At 45.3% G+C, this 18,209-nt stretch carries 15 protein-coding genes and 1 pseudogene; 6 read left to right on the top strand and 10 right to left on the bottom strand.

Annotated features, from left to right (window positions below; all coding sequences use genetic code 11):
- The first annotated feature begins 28 nt into the window (after window positions 1-28).
- Window positions 29-715, top strand: a complete 687-nt coding sequence (locus J4N45_RS04655) for an SDR family oxidoreductase (RefSeq protein WP_252013804.1) — start codon at window positions 29-31, stop codon at window positions 713-715.
- Between the two features lie 19 nt (window positions 716-734).
- Here the strand turns inward: J4N45_RS04655 and J4N45_RS04650 are convergent, their stop codons facing one another.
- The 3 genes from J4N45_RS04650 to J4N45_RS04640 all read right to left on the bottom strand — a co-directional run bounded on the left by J4N45_RS04650 (window position 735) and on the right by J4N45_RS04640 (window position 5,483).
- Window positions 735-2,684, bottom strand: a complete 1,950-nt coding sequence (locus J4N45_RS04650; protein ID WP_252013803.1) for a DNA topoisomerase III — start codon at window positions 2,682-2,684, stop codon at window positions 735-737.
- 119 nt (window positions 2,685-2,803) lie between these two features.
- Window positions 2,804-3,352 carry an NAD(P)H nitroreductase gene (locus tag J4N45_RS04645; protein ID WP_252013802.1) on the bottom strand — a complete coding sequence of 183 codons (549 nt, stop codon included), beginning with the start codon at window positions 3,350-3,352 and terminating at the stop codon, window positions 2,804-2,806.
- 127 nt (window positions 3,353-3,479) lie between these two features.
- Entirely contained in the window at window positions 3,480-5,483 is a 2,004-nt protein-coding gene (locus J4N45_RS04640) for a 2,4-dienoyl-CoA reductase FMN-binding domain-containing protein (protein WP_503056849.1), read from the bottom strand.
- A gap of 297 nt (window positions 5,484-5,780) precedes the next feature.
- On the opposite strand from J4N45_RS04640, the gene sppA reads away from it, so the two are divergent.
- The 3 genes from sppA (at window position 5,781) to J4N45_RS04625 (ending at window position 10,372) form a co-directional block, all read left to right on the top strand.
- Complete coding sequence (gene sppA, locus J4N45_RS04635) at window positions 5,781-7,634, top strand: signal peptide peptidase SppA (protein ID WP_252013801.1); 1,854 nt, start codon at window positions 5,781-5,783, stop codon at window positions 7,632-7,634.
- Window positions 7,635-7,745: 111 nt separating this feature from the next.
- Window positions 7,746-8,759, top strand: a complete 1,014-nt coding sequence (ansA, locus tag J4N45_RS04630; RefSeq protein WP_128649069.1) for an asparaginase — start codon at window positions 7,746-7,748, stop codon at window positions 8,757-8,759.
- A gap of 404 nt (window positions 8,760-9,163) precedes the next feature.
- Entirely contained in the window at window positions 9,164-10,372 is a 1,209-nt protein-coding gene (locus tag J4N45_RS04625; RefSeq protein WP_252014651.1) for a NupC/NupG family nucleoside CNT transporter, read from the top strand.
- A 90-nt stretch (window positions 10,373-10,462) separates the two neighbouring features.
- Here J4N45_RS04625 and J4N45_RS04620 read toward each other — a convergent pair whose 3' ends face one another.
- Window positions 10,463-10,930 (bottom strand): low molecular weight protein-tyrosine-phosphatase, encoded by a 468-nt coding sequence (locus J4N45_RS04620; protein ID WP_252013800.1) that lies wholly within the window; start codon window positions 10,928-10,930, stop codon window positions 10,463-10,465.
- 356 nt (window positions 10,931-11,286) lie between these two features.
- Between J4N45_RS04620 and J4N45_RS04615 the strand changes: the two genes are divergently transcribed.
- A complete protein-coding gene (locus J4N45_RS04615) occupies window positions 11,287-11,814 on the top strand; it encodes a hypothetical protein (RefSeq protein ID WP_252013799.1) in 528 nt (175 codons plus the stop codon).
- Between the two features lie 303 nt (window positions 11,815-12,117).
- Here the strand turns inward: J4N45_RS04615 and J4N45_RS04610 are convergent, their stop codons facing one another.
- The 6 genes from J4N45_RS04610 to J4N45_RS04585 form a co-directional block, all read right to left on the bottom strand.
- The gene (locus J4N45_RS04610; protein ID WP_252013798.1) at window positions 12,118-13,809 is read right to left on the bottom strand and encodes a DUF2326 domain-containing protein; all 1,692 of its coding nucleotides are present in this window, start codon (window positions 13,807-13,809) and stop codon (window positions 12,118-12,120) included.
- Window positions 13,796-14,032 carry an ABC-three component system middle component 6 gene (locus J4N45_RS04605; protein ID WP_019282689.1) on the bottom strand — a complete coding sequence of 79 codons (237 nt, stop codon included), beginning with the start codon at window positions 14,030-14,032 and terminating at the stop codon, window positions 13,796-13,798. Before J4N45_RS04605 ends, J4N45_RS04610 begins: the two co-directional genes overlap by 14 nt.
- Window positions 14,019-14,570 carry a hypothetical protein gene (locus J4N45_RS04600; RefSeq protein ID WP_252013797.1) on the bottom strand — a complete coding sequence of 184 codons (552 nt, stop codon included), beginning with the start codon at window positions 14,568-14,570 and terminating at the stop codon, window positions 14,019-14,021. Before J4N45_RS04600 ends, J4N45_RS04605 begins: the two co-directional genes overlap by 14 nt.
- 17 nt (window positions 14,571-14,587) lie before the next feature.
- A complete protein-coding gene (locus J4N45_RS04595) occupies window positions 14,588-14,938 on the bottom strand; it encodes a hypothetical protein (protein WP_252013796.1) in 351 nt (116 codons plus the stop codon).
- Window positions 14,939-15,044: 106 nt separating this feature from the next.
- The gene (locus J4N45_RS04590; RefSeq protein WP_252013795.1) at window positions 15,045-16,319 is read right to left on the bottom strand and encodes a phospholipase D-like domain-containing protein; all 1,275 of its coding nucleotides are present in this window, start codon (window positions 16,317-16,319) and stop codon (window positions 15,045-15,047) included.
- 213 nt (window positions 16,320-16,532) lie between these two features.
- Complete coding sequence (locus J4N45_RS04585; RefSeq protein WP_252013794.1) at window positions 16,533-17,735, bottom strand: hypothetical protein; 1,203 nt, start codon at window positions 17,733-17,735, stop codon at window positions 16,533-16,535.
- Window positions 17,736-18,050: 315 nt separating this feature from the next.
- Here J4N45_RS04585 and J4N45_RS27325 point away from each other — a divergent pair.
- Window positions 18,051-18,194 (top strand): annotated as a pseudogene (locus J4N45_RS27325) (competence protein CoiA family protein); the annotation flags it as partial.
- Window positions 18,195-18,209 lie beyond the last annotated feature (15 nt).

Genomic DNA, 18,209 nt, shown 5'->3' with positions numbered 1-18,209 from the left:
CGCGTCATACTAGCGCTAGGAGAGCAACATGAAAACCGTATTCATTACTGGAGCCAATCGTGGTATCGGTCTCGCCCTGACGAAAAAGTATTTAGAGTCTGGGTATCAAGTCCACGCCACCTATCGAAGTCCTAGTGACGCCCTTGAGCTTCTCTCGTTAGAAGTCAGCGAATCAAACCTATCGACTTACACGCTGGATGTAACCCATTACGAGGCTGTCGCAAAATTAGCGCAAACGCTACCTGACCTCGATATTTTTATAAACAATGCTGGCTACTACGGTCCGAAAGGCTATGGGTTTGGAAACACGGACTTAGATGAATGGCGGAAAGTACTTGAGATCAACACCATAGCGCCACTTAAATTGGTTGAGCTACTTTATCCCAAGCTTCAAAACTCACCCACTAAGATGATTGCTTGCCTCTCGTCAAAGGTAGGAAGCATGACAGAAAACACCTCAGGCGGCGGCTATATCTATCGCTCTTCAAAAGCAGCACTTAACTCGGTAGTGAAGAGCCTGAGCAATGACCTATCCTCGCAAGGGTTTACCGTTTTAGCGCTGCATCCAGGTTGGGTACAGACCGAAATGGGCGGACCCAACGCGCTGATCTCAACGACAACATCCGCGCAAGGGCTGTTTAACGTTATCCGCCAAGCCTCTATCGCTGATTCCGGTCGCTTCCTTAACTATGATGGCACGGAGTTACCTTGGTAACTAACCACCAGATCTAGTGTTACTTACTACGTCGCTTTGCGGTTCCGCCCGCACTGCGGCGTTTTTTGTACTTTTTAAATGCGGGTTTTTCGACTTTCGGCAAATTCCTTAACGACTCAGGAACGGGGCCCGTTTTAACTTGATTCATTAATTGATCAAGCTTGCCGTTAAGCTCCGACATAAAGGGACCATATGACTGCGTCTTCTCCGCCATACCTTGTAGCTGAAACTCCCAATGAGCCGTCATATCTGGGTACGTTGATTCATCTGGTAAAGCATGAATAAGCCCTCGACCCGCAGGCGTGCTGAGTACCGACTTCCCTTGGCGTTTCAATAGCTGACGTTTAAATAGTGTGTCTAAGATACCTGCGCGCGTGGCTTCTGTGCCAATACCATCGGTATCGCGAAGGATTTTCTTAAGGGACTTATCTTCAACGAAACGACTGATGCCTGTCATCGCTTGCAGTAGGGTCGCCTCTGTGAACTGTCTTGGTGGCTCGGTTTTCTTCTCACCAATCTCGCCTTCACGACAAGTGAGAACCGTGCCTACTTCTAGCGGAGGAACCGCATCGACACCTTCTTCTTGGTCATTAGCACTGTTGCCTAACAACACGCGCCAGCCGGGCTCTTGAAGGCGCTTACCTTTAGCCACAAATTGCCCCCCCTGAATGTCAAATTCCAGCATCGCTTCTGCATAGACGGCAGGCGGGTAAAACTGCATCACGTATTGTCTCGCAATCAGACCGTAAACCTTTTCCTCAAACCCAGACAATACCATGCTGGTTTTCTTTGGCGTGGGGATGATCGCGTGGTGCGCGTCGACTTTGCTGTCATTCCAAGCCTTGGATTTACGACTGCTATCTGCGTTATCTACTGCCGAGGCGTATTCTTTGCTGTTGTTCTTTATCGCTGCCAAGACGTCATTAGCTTGGTAGAAGTGATCTTTAGGAAGGTAGCGGTTATCGGAGCGTGGATAGGTAATGAGCTTGTGTTTCTCATACAATGCCTGACAGACATCCAATACCTGTTGAGCACTCATGTTGTAGCGCTTTGCGGCGTCAATCTGCAGTGCTGACAATGAATACGGTAAGGGAGCATTTTGCTTCGTCGACTTGTGTTCCGACTTAACCACTTTCGCGGGCTGACCTTTGATACGCTCAGCCACGTTCTCGACCAATTTGCAATTGAGTACGCGACCTTCCTCATCCTGCCAAGGCTTACACGCCTCACTTGGACGCCATTTAGCTCGAATATCAAAAGCAGGACCGGTGTCTTGATATGGGATCAATGCATGCAACGTGAAATAGTCTTTAGGAATGAAGTTTTCGATTTCTTCATCACGGCGAACCACTAACCCCAGAACTGGCGTTTGAACGCGGCCAACGGAGAGTACGCCTTGGTAACCCGCTTTTTGACCCAACAAGGTGTATGCGCGAGACATGTTCATTCCATACAACCAATCAGCACGAGAGCGTGCAAGCGCAGACACTGAGAGCGGAATAAACTCTTTGTTCAATCTCATTCCATTGAGCGCCTTCTTAACCGCAGGCAAGTTCAAGTCGCTGATAAGAAGTCGCTGCGCTGACTCTTTTTTGGCTTTTGAGACCTTACAATAGTCAATGACCTCATCGACCAGCAGTTGCCCTTCTCTATCTGGGTCGCCTGCGTTGACTATTGAAGTGGCGGTTTTAAGCAGCTTCTTGACCGCCGTTAGCTGTTTAGAAGCGCTCTTTCGAGGACGAAGTTGCCATTGCTGAGGAACAATAGGAAGGTCCGCTAGATTCCACTTTTTGTAACGCTCATCGTAAGCATCTGGCTCAACTTGCTCCAACAAGTGACCAATGCACCAGGTCACAACGTCACCATTGCCACACTGGATAAAACCATCGCCTTTCTTCTGAGGATTAGGTAATGCAGCCGCAATAGCTCGGCCGAGGCTAGGTTTTTCTGCAATAAAGAGACGTGTCATAGATGTGGCGGTTTCTAGAAATAATAAAGGTAAGCTTAACTAAGCTTACCTTTGAGAATCAAGAAAAAACTGTATAAATAGCCAGTTAGTTTTGGGGACCCTTCTAAGAAGGTATCGCTTTAAAGAAAGTGAACGAATTTACCCAGTTCTCGCTCGGGTACTTTCATTGGTGTGCAGCCAGGAGTGCCAACGTAGAGGAAGCCGACGATCTGATCTTGCCCCTCCAGCTCAAACGCCTGACGAACATGATCATCAAACATCCACTTGCCTGAGCGCCAAAACGCTTGAAAGCCCTGAGCAACGGCAGCCATCTGCATCGCCTGTACCGCACAACCCGCTGAAAGATGCTGCTCAATTGCAGGGACTTTCTCGTGTGGGGTGACCTTAGCGATCACTGTGATAACGAGTGGCGCTCGAAACGGGGCTTTTTGAGCCTTCTCAATTACTGCTTGCTCGCTACCTGCGAGTGTTGCAGCTTCGCTAAGGATATTGGCGAGTTTTTGTCTGCCTTCCCCTTGTGCTAACACAAAACGCCATGGCGTAAGACCAGCGTGGTCTGGGGCACGCAGCCCCGCTTTGATGATATTTTCTAGAGCAACCCCTTCTGGCGCGGGGTCTGAAAGTTTGGCAATTGAACGTCGGTTGAGCAACAGGTCTAAAGCATCCATAACGCGTCCCTCTTATGGTTATTATCGTTTCGTTATAATAACAAAATGTTAACGTCTACGCACTTACAATGAGAACCGATCTCAATTAGTGACCTGTTGCCTCTCCCTAAATGGTTTAAATGAAGCGCTACAGCTTGGCTGCCAGCTCCACTCCCTGGCGAATTGCGCGCACTGCATCAAGCTCACCAGCGTAGTCAGCTCCGCCAATGACGTGCAGTTTATCACCGAAATCTGGCCACTCATTTTCAAACGGCTTGACGGATTCTTGTCCCGCACAAACAACCACTTTGTCCGCCGGAATCAGTTTCGTCTCTCCTTTAACGGTAATGTGTAGACCCTTGTCATCGATCTTGTCGTAAGACACTCCACCAAGTAGGTGCACACCCCGTTTTTCAAGCGTCTTCTTGTGTATCCAGCCCGTTGTCTTACCGGGACCTTTACCTACTCGCCCTTCTTTACGCTGCATCACCCACACGTTAGTACTGGTCGTTGAATCTGGGAACGGATACAGCCCACCAGGGTGTTCAAGGTTTTTATCGATACCCCATTCGTATAACCAGTCATCCAGAGTCTGGCCGTGCGGCTCGGTAATCATGCTTGCGATATCAATACCAATACCACCAGCGCCCATAATAGCGACATTCTCGCCTAGATACGTCTTGTCACGAATCACTGTTTGATAGTCGATAACCTTATCTTTATTGTCGATACCTTCCATTTTAGGCATTCTCGGTTTCACACCGGTCGCCATCACGACTTCATCGTATTCTTTTAGGAGATCAGCGGTGGCTTCGGTTTCTAGGTGGAGCTTAACGCCAGTTTGGGCGATACGGTTGGCGAAGTAACGAATCGTTTCTCTAAACTCTTCTTTACCTGGTATCTGCATGGCAAGTCGGAACTGACCACCAATGCGATCGTTCTTCTCGAATAGGTCAACCGAATGCCCCTTCTCAGCTAGCGTGGTTGCACAAGCAAGTCCCGCAGGCCCTGCCCCAACAACTGCAATGTTTTTGCTGTTCACCGTCTTTTTAATGATCAAGTCAGTTTCGTAACACGCTTGTGGGTTGACTAAACAGGTCGCTCGCTTGCCTTTAAAGGCATTGTCCAAACACGCTTGGTTACAACCGATACACGTATTGATGAAATGCGCCTCACCCTGCTCGGCTTTGGCAACAAAATGTGGATCGGCCAAGAACGGTCTCGCCATAGAAACTATATCGGCATGACCGGATGAAAGTATGCGCTCGGCTTCATCGGGCGTGTTGATTCGGTTAGTCGTAATAACAGGGATAGAAAGGTGCGGGCGAATCTTTTCTGTTACCCACGTAAAGGCACCGCGCGGCACTTGGGTTGCAATTGTTGGAACCTTCGCTTCGTGCCAGCCAATGCCGGTGTTGATTATGGTCACGCCTGCTTGCTCTAGTGCTTTACCGAGCTGCACCACCTCTTCAAAAGTACTGCCTTGCTCAACTAAGTCCAGCATCGAAAGGCGGAAAATAATAATGAAATCTTCACCAACGGCAGCACGCACGGCTTTGACTATCTCTAGCGGCAAGCGAATACGATTGTCATAACTACCACCCCATTCATCGTAACGAACGTTCGTGCGCTGGCAGATGAATTGGTTGATGAAATAGCCTTCCGAGCCCATGATTTCCACACCGTCATAGCCTGCCTCTCTTGCTAGAGCAGCGCTGTTAGCGTAAGCATCAATGGTTTTCCAGATCTGGCGACTGCTCATTTCACTTGGAGCAAAAGGGGTAATCGGTGATTTAATCTTGGAAGCACTTTGTGAAAATGGATGATAGCCATAGCGACCTGCGTGAAGGATTTGCAGTGCTATCTTACCGCCATGCTTATGAACTGCTTCTGTCACCACTTTGTGTGCTTTGGCATGTTTAGGCTTACTAAATTCTGCCGCAAATGGTGCGAGTCGACCGCGAAGGTTAGGCGCAAAACCGCCTGTCACTATCAGCCCAACCCCACCTTTTGCACGCTCTTCATAGAATGCAGCAAGCTTGTGTAAACCTTCTTTGTGCTCTTCGAGACCAGTGTGCATTGATCCCATAAGTACTCGGTTTTTGAGTTGAGTGAATCCTAAATCCAGTGGCTTAAGTAAGTTCGGGTACATGGCTGACATCACTTCCATTGTTTTTGTTGTGGTCTGACCAGAATATTATGGAAAGGTTAAAAAATCAAACTAGCGTTTACATTCTGACAACATAAGCAGAAAAACTTTCTGAATCTTTGAACTTCATCTAGTATGTTAAGTCTCTAATTTATATTCACTTAACCCCTCGCTGATAGATATCGGCAACTTACACGTACAATTACACTATTCATACAGCGAATTATTAACCTCAGCGCTACACTAGTAATTGATGTTTAGGGAAATGAACACTCACCGGACGTGTGATGTGGAGAGACAATGAAAAAAGTATTCCGTTTTATAGGTATGATTTTCAAAGGCATATGGAAGTTAATTAACTTCACTAGACTTGCCATTGTGAATCTGTTTTTCTTCGCCATGATCGCTGTGTTTTACTTTGCTTTGACGCAAAGCGACGCACCTGCAAAAGTCGAAACCAAAGCGTCTGCGTTGGTTATGAATCTATCTGGACCAATAGTTGAGCAAAGCACCTACGTTAACCCGATGGATTCGTTTACGGGATCGCTGTTTGGGCAAGATCTTCCTAAAGAAAATGTGCTGTTCGATGTTGTCGATACCATTCGTCACGCGTCGCAAGATGAGAAAGTGACCGGACTGGTGCTATCACTCCGTGACATGCCAGAAACCAGCCTGACGAAACTGCGTTACATTGCTAAAGCGATCAACGAATTCAAAGCAACCGGTAAACCCGTGTATGCCTACGGCGCGTTCTACAACCAAAGCCAATACTATCTGGCGAGCTATGCAGATAAAGTCTATCTGGCGCCAGATGGCGCAGTGTTAGTCAAAGGCTACAGCGCCTACTCTATGTACTTTAAGACGCTTCTCGAAAAGCTCGACGTAACGACTCATGTTTTTCGTGTCGGAACCTACAAATCTGCTGTCGAGCCTTTCCTTCGCGACGATATGTCTGAAGACGCTAAAGCCAATGCAACTCGTTGGGTTGGACAGCTATGGGGAGCCTATGTCGATGATGTTTCAACCAATCGTGAAATTGCCCCCGGTGTGCTAACGCCGAGCATGGATGATTTTTTGGCGTCACTCAAAAAGGTAGATGGTGACCTAGCGGCGCTGTCTAAAGAGATGGGATTGGTTGATGAACTCGCGACTAAGCAGCAAGTCAATGACGCTATGGTTGAGGAGTTCGGCAGCGACGGTGACGGCGGCTTCAATGCAGTAGGTTACTATGAATATCTCGCGTCAGTACCTTTTGATTTTCCTGACAATCCAGATAGCCAAGTAGCCGTTGTTGTTGCAAGCGGGTCAATTATGGATGGTGAGCAGCCACGCGGCACCATAGGTGGTGACACAACAGCAGCGCTTCTCAAACAAGCCCGTGAGGATGACAGTGTAAAATCTGTGGTACTTCGCGTTGATAGCCCGGGGGGCAGCGCATTTGCATCCGAAGTGATTCGTAACGAAGTTCAGGCACTAAAAGACGCCGGCAAACCTGTCGTCGTTTCGATGTCAAGTGTGGCAGCATCTGGTGGTTATTGGATCTCCATGAGTGCATCGCAAATCATGGCACAGCCAACCACGATTACTGGCTCGATTGGTATCTTTAGCGTCATAACGACGTTCGAAAAAGGTTTGAACAATATTGGCGTCAATACTGATGGTGTCGGCACGACGCCATTCTCCGGCGTAGGGATCACTCGAGGCATCAATGAAGGCGCTTCACAAGCCTTCCAAATGGGTATTGAGCATGGTTACAAACGCTTTATCTCACTAGTGTCCGATAATCGCGATATGTCCGTGACAGAAGTCGATGATGTAGCGCAGGGCCGAGTATGGACAGGACAAGATGCACTTGACCACGGTCTTATCGATAAGATTGGCGACTTTGACGATGCGATTGCTCTTGCGGCCGAGTTAGCAAGCTTAGAACAATACGATGTGATGTTTGTTGAAGAGCCACTAAGCCCTGCACAACAATTTGTGCAAGACCTGATGAAGCAAGTACACGTGAGTTTGGGACTTGATATCTCCTCTTGGATCCCTCAAAGCTTATTGCCAGTGGCAAACGAGCTTAAGCAACATGCTTCGCTCATGGAGAGCTTCAATGACCCGAAAGGTCATTACGTGCTGTGCCTGACTTGTAACGTCCAATAGAGGTCTCATCAGCAAAACCGTGATTCAGAGCCACCGATTGGTGGCTCTTTTATTTGTTTTGGTTATAATCGCCCCCATCTGTTCCCCCCGACTAACAAAGTGATGTCTGTCATGACGAGAAAACACATCTACATCGCCTACACTGGCGGCACAATCGGCATGCAAAAGTCCGACCATGGCTACATTCCGGTAGCTGGATTTATGGAAAAACAGTTGGCGAGCATGCCAGAGTTCCATCGACCAGAAATGCCAGAGTTTACTATCCATGAGTACGAGCCGCTGATCGACTCGTCTGATATGACGCCTGCAGATTGGCAACAGATCGCCGATGATATTCGCGACAACTACGACAAGTACGATGGTTTTGTAATTCTGCATGGTACAGACACAATGGCGTATACAGCGTCAGCTCTCTCTTTCATGTTGGAGAACTTAGGTAAGCCTGTGATTGTGACAGGCTCACAGATCCCACTCGCGGAGCTGCGCTCAGATGGTCAGGCTAACCTTTTGAATGCCCTGCACATCGCTGCAAACTATCCAATCAATGAAGTGACTTTGTTCTTCAACAATCAGCTGATGCGCGGTAACCGCAGCACGAAATCACACGCAGATGGCTTCAACGCGTTTACATCGCCAAATCTACCACCATTGCTAGAAGCGGGTATCAACATTCAGCTCAGCAGTGGTGTTGAAATCAATAAAGCACCAGAAGGTGAGTTTAAGGTGCATGATATTACGCCTCAACCAATTGGCGTCATAACCATGTACCCTGGTATCTCTCATGAGGTTATTCGAAACACCCTACTACAGCCGGTCAATGCAATGATTCTATTGACCTTCGGTGTCGGCAACGCGCCGCAAAATCCTGAGCTGCTTGGTCATCTTAAAGAAGCATCTGAGCGCGGTGTTATTGTGGTAAACCTGACTCAGTGTCTCGCGGGTAAAGTCAACATGGGTGGTTATGCAACAGGCTGTGCACTCGCTGACGCGGGTGTAATCAGTGGCTTCGATATGACCCCAGAGGCGGCCCTAGCGAAGCTTCACTACTTGCTGAGTCAAAACCTTAGCTACGAAGAAGTTAAGTCTCAAATGCTCGAAGTTCTTCGTGGTGAGATGAGTAAATAGCCCATCCCCACTCGTTAACTTCTATAGGCTGCGTGTTGAGTTTCACGCAGCCTTTATCCTCTCTCTACAGTCTGAACTGTCGCTCCTATCAATACATCGTCGTTCGTTTTATCACCATTTAAAACACTTCGCGTGATTTTCACGTGCATTCACAACTTTTTTCTATATAATCCCGCGCCGTTTGTCAGGTGAAAGCCTGAACACAACCAATACAAGCCGTCACCATGGACCTGTGAATGACCCCAAGGAATCGGACCAGCTTATTTCACAGCTTGTAAAGGTTACTCAATGACAACTTTATTCAACACATACCACATTGTGTGGTTTCCCCGTCCATCATTGGCGGCTTCTTGGTATCACTTTGGCACATCTACCACTCAACTGTTTGGAGGTGCTGCTCAATGATCGCCATTCTCTCTAGCCTACTCGGCATCGTCTCTCTTATTGCTATCGCGTACCTGTTCTCTGAAAAACGGTCAGCGATCAACTGGAACACCGTACTTCGCGCCCTACTTCTGCAATCACTCGTCGCTGCATTTGTTCTCGCATTTCCCCTTGGCAAAGATATTCTCGGCGCTATGAGCAGTGGCGTCGCCACCATACTCAGCTTCTCTGACCGTGGCATTCAGTTCCTATTTGGTGACTTAGCGACAAACGGTTTCGTGTTTGCCATTCGCGTTCTACCAATCATAGTCGTTATCAGTGCGTTGATTGCCGCGCTTTATCACCTTGGCATCATGCAACTGGCTATTCGTATTATCGGTGGCGGCCTGCAAAAGTTCCTTGGCACTAGCAAAGCTGAGTCGCTGGTTGCTACAGGCAACATTTTCCTTTCGCAAAGTGAATCACCACTGCTTATTCGCCCGTTTCTAGGCACAATGACACGGTCAGAGCTATTTGCAGTTATGGCAGGTGGTATGGCGTCGGTCGCAGGAAGCGTGCTTGGCGGTTACGCAGGACTTGGCGTTGAGCTTAAGTACCTCATCGCCGCAAGCTTTATGGCAGCTCCTGGTTCTTTGATGATGGCGAAGCTTCTTGTACCAGAGCAACAAACACCGTCTGACTATAGCGATATCGAACTCGATGACAGCAAGCAAAGCAACATCATCGATGCGCTCGCTGCTGGCGCAATGAACGGCATGAGAGTCGCGGTTGCCGTCGGAACTATGCTTGTCGCCTTCATCAGTGTCATTGCGATGCTCAATGCTGCGATTGAGTCCATCACTGGCTGGTTTGGTGGTGAAGGTATGACACTGGAGCTACTATTTGGCTTCGTGTTTGCGCCTGTTGCTTGGCTAATTGGCGTGGACTCTAGTGAAGTACTTACGGCAGGTTCATTTATCGGTCAAAAAGTAATCTTGAATGAGTTTGTTGCCTTCATCAACTTTGTCGAAGCAAAAGCCATGCTGTCTGACAAAACTCAGGTCATCATCACCTTCGCACTTTGCGGTTTCGCCAACATCGCGTCCATCGCGATTCAGATTGGTGCGATTGCCTCTATGGCACCAGAACGCCGCTCAGATGTCGCAAGCCTTGGCATTAAAGCCGTTCTTGCCGGCACACTCGCTAACCTAATGAGTGCTTGCCTTGCTGGTCTGTTCTTTGTGCTGTAAAGCCTAGGTAGCGTACAACTAGGGGAGCTGATACCTCAGGCTCAAATAAGGTCTCAGTTCCCCGATCGGGATCGAATAACACGTCAAACGCTAAGTAAACTTCGCCAATACGCTATCCGATGCGTCCTCAATCAAATCCAATACCAACTCAAACCCTTGGTCGCCGCCGTAATAGGGATCTGGGATCTCTTTGTAGCTAGACGAACCATGACTAAGAAAAAGGGAGAGTTTGTACTGTAAATGGCGAGGACAACGCTGCTTTAGATCAGCCAAGTTATCTTTGTCAGCCGCCAGAATCATATCGAAGTCTTCAAAATCATCATCGGTGACCTGACGAGCTCGGATGCCAGCAAACGAGTAACCGCGCGCCTCTCCTGCTTTTTTAGCTCTGGAATCTGGCGGATTGCCTTGGTGATAACCGATGGTACCCGCAGAATCGATTTCGACGTCAATACCGGCTTGCTCTGCTCGAGCACGTAATACGGCCTCTCCGGTCGGGGAGCGACAGATGTTGCCCATGCATACAACTAGAATCGATGGTTTCTTTTTATTATTCATAGAGTTAACACCTAATTTTGGCCAATTTTCACGTCAAAGATACAAAAAATTTTAGTCGATAAATCAGGTACTTGTGAATAGTTTTGGAGGGGTTTTGGAGCGAATTCGCCCTCAAAACGACCATTCAGTACCGATGTAAAAACCGTCCCAATAAACTCACTCCCATCTAAATTATTGAAAAATAATAACATTATAGATTTCGACGCGTTCACTAGGCTGCTTATCAGTTCTATTTATCTTGAAGAACAAAAAGTAATCACCAAACGGACTCTCGGGGTTTGGCCAGGTGTTAGCATCAGCAATGAAAGGAGCAGAGTGTTCTCCAACTTATCTCAATCCAAGCAAAGGGAGGAAGTATGAGCGGCATTTTTACTTTACTGGCTTTAGTCATCTTTGGTTTGTTTTTGGTAACCAAAATGCGCAGTTACGAAGCTATCGGAAGCATCATCGAACCTGGCGTTATCACCAAGGAGTCAAACTATGAACCAAACTGGGTATTTTACCAAGACCAAACTCAAAGCTCGGTCGATAGCAACTCGTATGAGCCAACTAACGACACCGATTTTGCATCGATGGACTTTACCAACCAATCTAATGTCGATGATGAAAACACCGTCATTAACCCAGCAACAGGCCTTCCAATGGTTGGAGGTATTGGCGGGCTGGATACTATGGGAAATCCGTACGGCTACGACAGTCTGTCTCAAGGCACGTACCCAGACGATACCTCCTCAAGTACTGCTAATAGCGATATTGAAACTGATTCTAGCTCATGTACTGATCACGGCTCTGACGAATTCACTTCTACAGGCTTTGATAATAGTTGCTATAGCAGTTTTGACGATGGCTTCAGCACGGGATTGGATGACGACATGTTTTCGTAGGGGGTCGTTGTTGGGGCGGTTTAAGCGTTGAGTGTGGGGCTGGGAGCTTTCGAGTTAGCCGTGGCTTTGAGGCTAGCTCGAAAGTGGACATAATGAGTCAGTGAGTTTACTACATTAGCAGCAGATGAATTAACTCAATTATGAAGAGCTGTGATAGACAAAAGCTATACCTTACTGCTTCAGCGTTACTCTGACTCACCATTCCTCAAAGTATGTCCAGTCACATTGAAACAAGACTCGTAGGAGAGTCAATCAGTTCTATGATATCTCCACTACAAAGCCTCCTAACTGACAACCTTTCGATCATATCTTGAAGAATTTGTTGTCCTGAGAGAGCTCAAGGATGATGAACTCTTTGTATTTGGTGTAATCTTGCTCAACAAGCTTATCTGACAGCATAGAAACAATGTGTTGTCCTGATAGTTGAATTGATTCATCAAACATTTTACGAACGTGCTGTATATCGATTTCATCAATCGAATCATGTAAGACAAAGTTAGGTCTTAATGCTTGTTGGTCACAAACAGTCTTGATGTACGCTAAGTCAAATGTAACAACTTCCAATCTTTTTAATCCGCCCTCGTTGTTTGATTCTACGTCGTCTACGTGTGGCGAGCATTCACCCTTTTCTTGATCCAAATAAAGACTGAAGTTGTACTCAACTCCGTAGAAATTGCGTGTGTAGTCTTTGAAGTTTTCAATATACTTTTCTTCAAAAGAGGTTACGTTGTTGAGCTCAGTTTCAAGCTCGCCAGCTAATTCAGTTAAGCTTTGTTGCTCAAGTATTAGCTTTGAGTCGATATCATCCTTTTTGTCGATAATGGCTGTTAGTTTGGCTAACTCTTTATCGAGCTTACCAATTTCCTTCACCGTGTCAGATATCTCTTCCATTTTCTTTTTCGACTTCAGTTCATCGAACAGGCTTTGCTTCTGAATTTTTAACTGGCCGAATTTGATAGTTGCTTTTTCATGCTGATGTTGCAGTTTATCTAGTCCATGCGACACAAACTCTCGTTTGGTGCTCAACAGATGATCATGGAAAGCGAGTGCTTGTTGATAATCGTCAAGAGTAGATTCTATCTTTACAGACGCATACTCGTATATGGTACGCAATTCATCGAGCAAATGATGCTGTTCATTAGTCTTTAGTATTGCATTGGTCTTAATTATGTTCTTGATTTTTAAATCTAGAGAAAGAATCTGGTCAGAAAGTGAATTCTGCTCGTCATCTATCGAGTTGATTTTTGACACGATTTCTAGCTTATCAATGCCTTTTTCAGAGGATAATAAAGACTTTTCTAACTTAGCGATTTCTTTCTTTATTTTAGAGACTGAGCCGACAATCTTGTCTTGAGAAATGACACTATTAAAGGCTTTCAGATTTTTATCATAGCCCTTGATGGTGGTCTTTAGTCTGTGGATTTTACTGAGTATTTCAGTGTCATCAAAGTTGAACAGATACAGAAAAACCGTGTTTATATCGGATTTGCTAACGTTCCTACCGTTGTCAAAGTTAACAGTCTTTGTCATACGGTGTTGTGTTGTTCTGAAGAACTTCGGAGCAAGTTTTCTGATCGTTGGTTTAGCAGAGTAGACGTTGAAAATACTGCCCATAATGTGCGCGATATATTCTTTGCTTGTTACTTCTTGCCCGTTCAAAATGTAGCTTTGCAGTGCACTGTCGGTAGATAGTCTGCGCTTAATAACACTGTACTGATTATTTAGACCAAGGTATTCAAGCGATACGTATACTTCACTGTTTGTGAAAAGCTGTTCAATCTCTTGCTTTGGTGTTTGAAACTCATCATCAATGTAAATTGGGCTAATTGAGCCATCAAACAAGTAGTCGAGAATTCGGCCTAAAGTTGACTTACCAACGCTGTTACCAGGTGCGTCAGATTTCTTTTTACTCGTGATGATGTTTAAGTTGTCTAAGAACGGTATCTCTCGTGTTTCTACACCGTCAATCTCTAAGAGAAATCTAAGTAGCTTCATTGATAAAAACCTCTTTGCTATCGTAGCCAATAGCAGAAATGATATACAGCCAATCCAACGCTAGAATTATGTGGTCTACGGACACAGAAAGCTCTTTAGTGCCGACTTTCATTAGCTGTGTGATCGTCATACGCTTTCTTTTACGCTCATGAAGCTTTTTCAAGATAAAGCCACCAATGTAGAGCACATTCATCTCAGGGTGAGAGCCTTTAGTTGGTAGCATTGTTAGGGTTCTCCAGTACGCAGCATTCAACAAAACCATGTGCAACAACAACGTTTAACCCAATTTCTACTTGTTCTTTGTATTGAGTTACATTGGCTGAGCTATACACAAACTTTCTGAGCTGCTTGATAACATCGCTTATGATGTCATCTGCGTGCTGCCGTACTTGTTCTATGTCGGGTTCAAAAGAGTCAATGCCATACTTATCTAATGAATTGCAGTACATTTCATTAAGCAGTTCCATTGCCGTTTGTTTTCCATTTATTATGTTTTGTTCTGCAAGAGTGTAGGCTTTTTCAATATGGGATGAATACGACTTGTACTGCAAGACAATACGACGCTTAGTCTTGAGCATGTTGTGGTTTATCTTCATAGTAACATTTGCGGGAAACGACCTATCAGTTCGATCGATTCTCACGTTGGCAGATGCAATATCACCAATGATAACGTTAATAATAGAGTCAACGTTATTTTCTGGAGACTCTACGTTGTAAAAGTCCCCTTCAATCTTTTGAATATCAAATCTTGTTTCACACATAGACAAGCCTAGAACTCTTATTTGTTGTAAACAAAGTCGCCTTTGATTACACCTTGGTTAAAGTTGGTCTGGCCGTTTTGATGCACTTCTTGATAGTTATCGTGGATATCGTTCTGTTCGATTTCGACGATCTTCTGTTCTAGAGTAGTGTTTTGAACTTGTAATGCACTGTATGAAACTTCCAACGATTCGAACTTTTGTTGCAGCGTACTGTTTTCAACTTTTAGCTCATTGTGAGTAGTACTTAGATTATCGAATTTCTGCGTAATTTTGGTTACGTTGCTTTTTTGAACAAAAGCGTAAATACAGCTAACAACGGTGCAGAGCCAAGCGATAGCAACGAAAGGTGGGGTAGCAAAGATTTCCATTTATATCTCAACATCTAGGCATATGAACCGTGTATTGTACAGTTCATATGCATTATGTACCACTGAAAGGTATGTAACTTACTAATAACTATCAAATAGTCATGTTTTAGTCGCCAAGCTGTTTAACTTCGAAACCAAAATATCTCAACACTTTGGTCGTTCGACCGTTGATAACGGGAAGATTTTCTTTGTTGATCCAACCTATAAGCTCTTGGACATTAGCTGGTCCAAACTCGTTTAGTTCATACTCTGAGTCGTGGATGCAGTTCGACATACGAGTTACTATATCGCCTGTACCGTAAAGCAGATAACAAAGAGTTTTCTTAACTTGTGACTCGTCGTTGGCTTCAATGAAAGCAGTCTTCAAAGTGGGTAGACCACCTTTGTAGAATCTAAATCTGTCATGGAATGAGTGCAGAACACATAGTGCTTCCACAATGTCCTGCATTGACGCAGTTTTGATAGATTGTACCGAACCAAAAACTCGAAGAATTAGTGGATAGTTAGTCGGTACAATCGTGTCTTCAAAGTGTTTCCAATGAATAGTTAGCCATTCATCTATTAGAGCTCTGATGTTGAGTTTTTGGCTTTCAGTCCACCCAATAGGCTGTCTTTTCCAGATATCTGTAGTCGCATGCTTATCTCGAATAAAGCTAAAGAATGAATCGATTTCGAGTCTCAATGGGATGTTACTTTCATCAATTTTTCGTTCAAAGGTGCTGTAGACTTCTTCAATACAGCGAAACGCATAAACGGACTCTTGATAAGACTTGTAGTAAGTGTCTTGGAAGATTGATTTTCGGTTGTTTTTTTTCTTTCCACGGCTAATGTTTGAAAAGTTTTTGTCGCCGATAGTGTCAGTAACGCTGTCATCTAGCTGCTTAACTAAGGAGTCCAATTTCCCGAATTTGTTATAGATGCTTCGATAGTCTTTAATCGCATCTTTGGTTAAAACAGATGCTTCTTCCCAGTAATCTGAGAACAATGATTTTAGTTCATCAAATCTATGATCGTCAGATTGAAGACTGACCATTACTTCTTGGTTTGATAAAAGTGCTGAGCGGGTAAGGTTAGCAGAGCCAAGCAGTACTTTCTTGTCACCAAAGATGTAGAACTTAGGATGAAACGAATTGCTGGTGAAAAATCTAGCTTCTACTTTATCGTGACTGAGCAGCTTTTCCAGTGCTGCTGGTAGCGTTGGAAAACCAAGTCGAACAACGATCCTTATATGACATCCTTTTTGTACCAGCTCGTCGATAACACTTGATTCAGTAAAGAAAGCAGAAGCTATAAACACGTCCATACCGTCTTCAACGCTAGTGATTAGTCCATGTCGAATGAAGTCCTGTTTCGAGCTGCTGTTAGTGTACAAGTCCGCCATAATCCCTCCCATAATATCTTCTAAATCATGCCATTAAACTAAATGTGAATCTCTGGTTTGTATCAATGAAATACCAAAAGATGCATATCATGACTGAGAATCTGTTTACGCACGAAAAGGAGCATAAACTTGTTAGCATTCATTATCAGGCGAGAACAAAAGCATGGAGACAAACTAAGAGCAAAGGAGCTTTACCTCCTTCGCTCTCCATACTCAGAGTCTTCTGAATTTACGCAACATTAGCAAAGCAATAAGCCCAAACCAGGACACTGAACCACCACCACCTCCTCCAGTTGAGGTCACATCACCGCCGCCATCATCTGGGTCAATCGGGTCTGGTGTATCCGTCCATGCAGTATTGAGCGCCGTGACATCTAACAACTCCTTCATAACTTCATCATCAGAAATTGCAACAGCATACACCTGGCCATCGATAAATTTGGCCTCTTCAAATAGCGGGTGAATTGAGGAAAAGGGTACGCGAACTGTCTTGCTGAGTTCATTCGCCAAGAAGTCAATTTCAACAGGGATGATTTCGTTGGTAATCGTTGCACCACTGCCTGAAATGTGGAGTTCAACCGTGGATGGTTGGCTCGTGTTAATAGAGCGAGTCACCGTAAACTCAAACTCCGACTCCGCAGTATCCTCAATCGCAACCATCTTTAACGTGTTCATGTTCAAAGGTACTGCGTCGTTTGCTACCAATGGTGCGTAGGTATTGATAAAGCGCACCATATCACCATGACCGGAGTTACAACCTCCTTGACCGGAAACAAGAGGAGCACTTGCTCCAGTAGACGCCAGTTCGTGCATTAATGAATACTCGCCATCGTCACAGATGTCACCATGACCATAATCCTCGCCATTACCAAGTGAGTCGAAAGATTGAGCTCCAGATTCATCATGACTCCCACCAAAGGAATGGAGTACTTCGTGAGCGAGAATGTACGGGTAACGTGAGTCTGTACGAGACATAACACCAGAAGCTACTGCACTTTTTTTAGTGTTAATTGAAGGAGTAGCATAACCGTAGTCATAATACGGAACAGCAACACCGAGAACACCACCTTGACTATAGCCTAGCCCAACCGCAAAGTGACTAGCCGAATCAGAGACCACTTCCATTGTCCCATAATCTAACAGGCCACGAGTTTGACGCGTCGTTTTTCCATTTGGGAATACCGATACATCTTCGCCGCTGATTTTTGCGGGAACAAACGTCAAGTTTGCCCCTGCTTCATCAAACAATGCGTTAGCTGCATCAATGGAACGATAAAAGCCCACGATATCGCTAGAAAGAAGTACACCTGAATCATTGTAGAACGCATCAGAATAATACAGTGAAATCTCAAGTTCAGTGGCTTGAGCTGAGAAACATGATAGTGCGACCGCACTAGAGACCAATAGACGTTTCATGTAGCTTTAATACCTCCATGTACTATATGCAACTGTTTGTCATTATATTATCGTAACTAAACAGAACCTTACATCCAAAAGTACCACTGTCTTTACAACGCTAGTCACAAATTACAATGCAAGAATTGGACTTTATTCTTGTCCTTTACAGGCATGTCCATGGTAAAGATGTGTTTGCTGTCGGTTCACATAAACTCTGCCAAATGAACCGAAGAGTAGAAGTGACAAACCCAATGTAATGACTTACGCATTTTGCTATAGTTTCCATCTAACACATTGTATTTAGGTTGCTTATTCTTGTCTGATCTCGTACTAATGCCGTTTGCTCGCCATGTAAGTGGTAAAATCATAAATATTGCTGATGCGAACCGGGGGGACAATTGCCAGTGTACATGCCTCGGGTGTGATACCCCTGTCACCGCACGCAAAGGTGAACACCGCGAGAAGCATTTTGCGCATCAGACAAAAGACAGT

The sequence above is a fragment of the Vibrio sp. SCSIO 43140 genome, from assembly GCF_023716585.1.
Classification (GTDB): Bacteria; Pseudomonadota; Gammaproteobacteria; order Enterobacterales; family Vibrionaceae; genus Vibrio; species Vibrio maritimus_B.
This window is presented reverse-complemented; position numbering and strand designations above follow the sequence as displayed.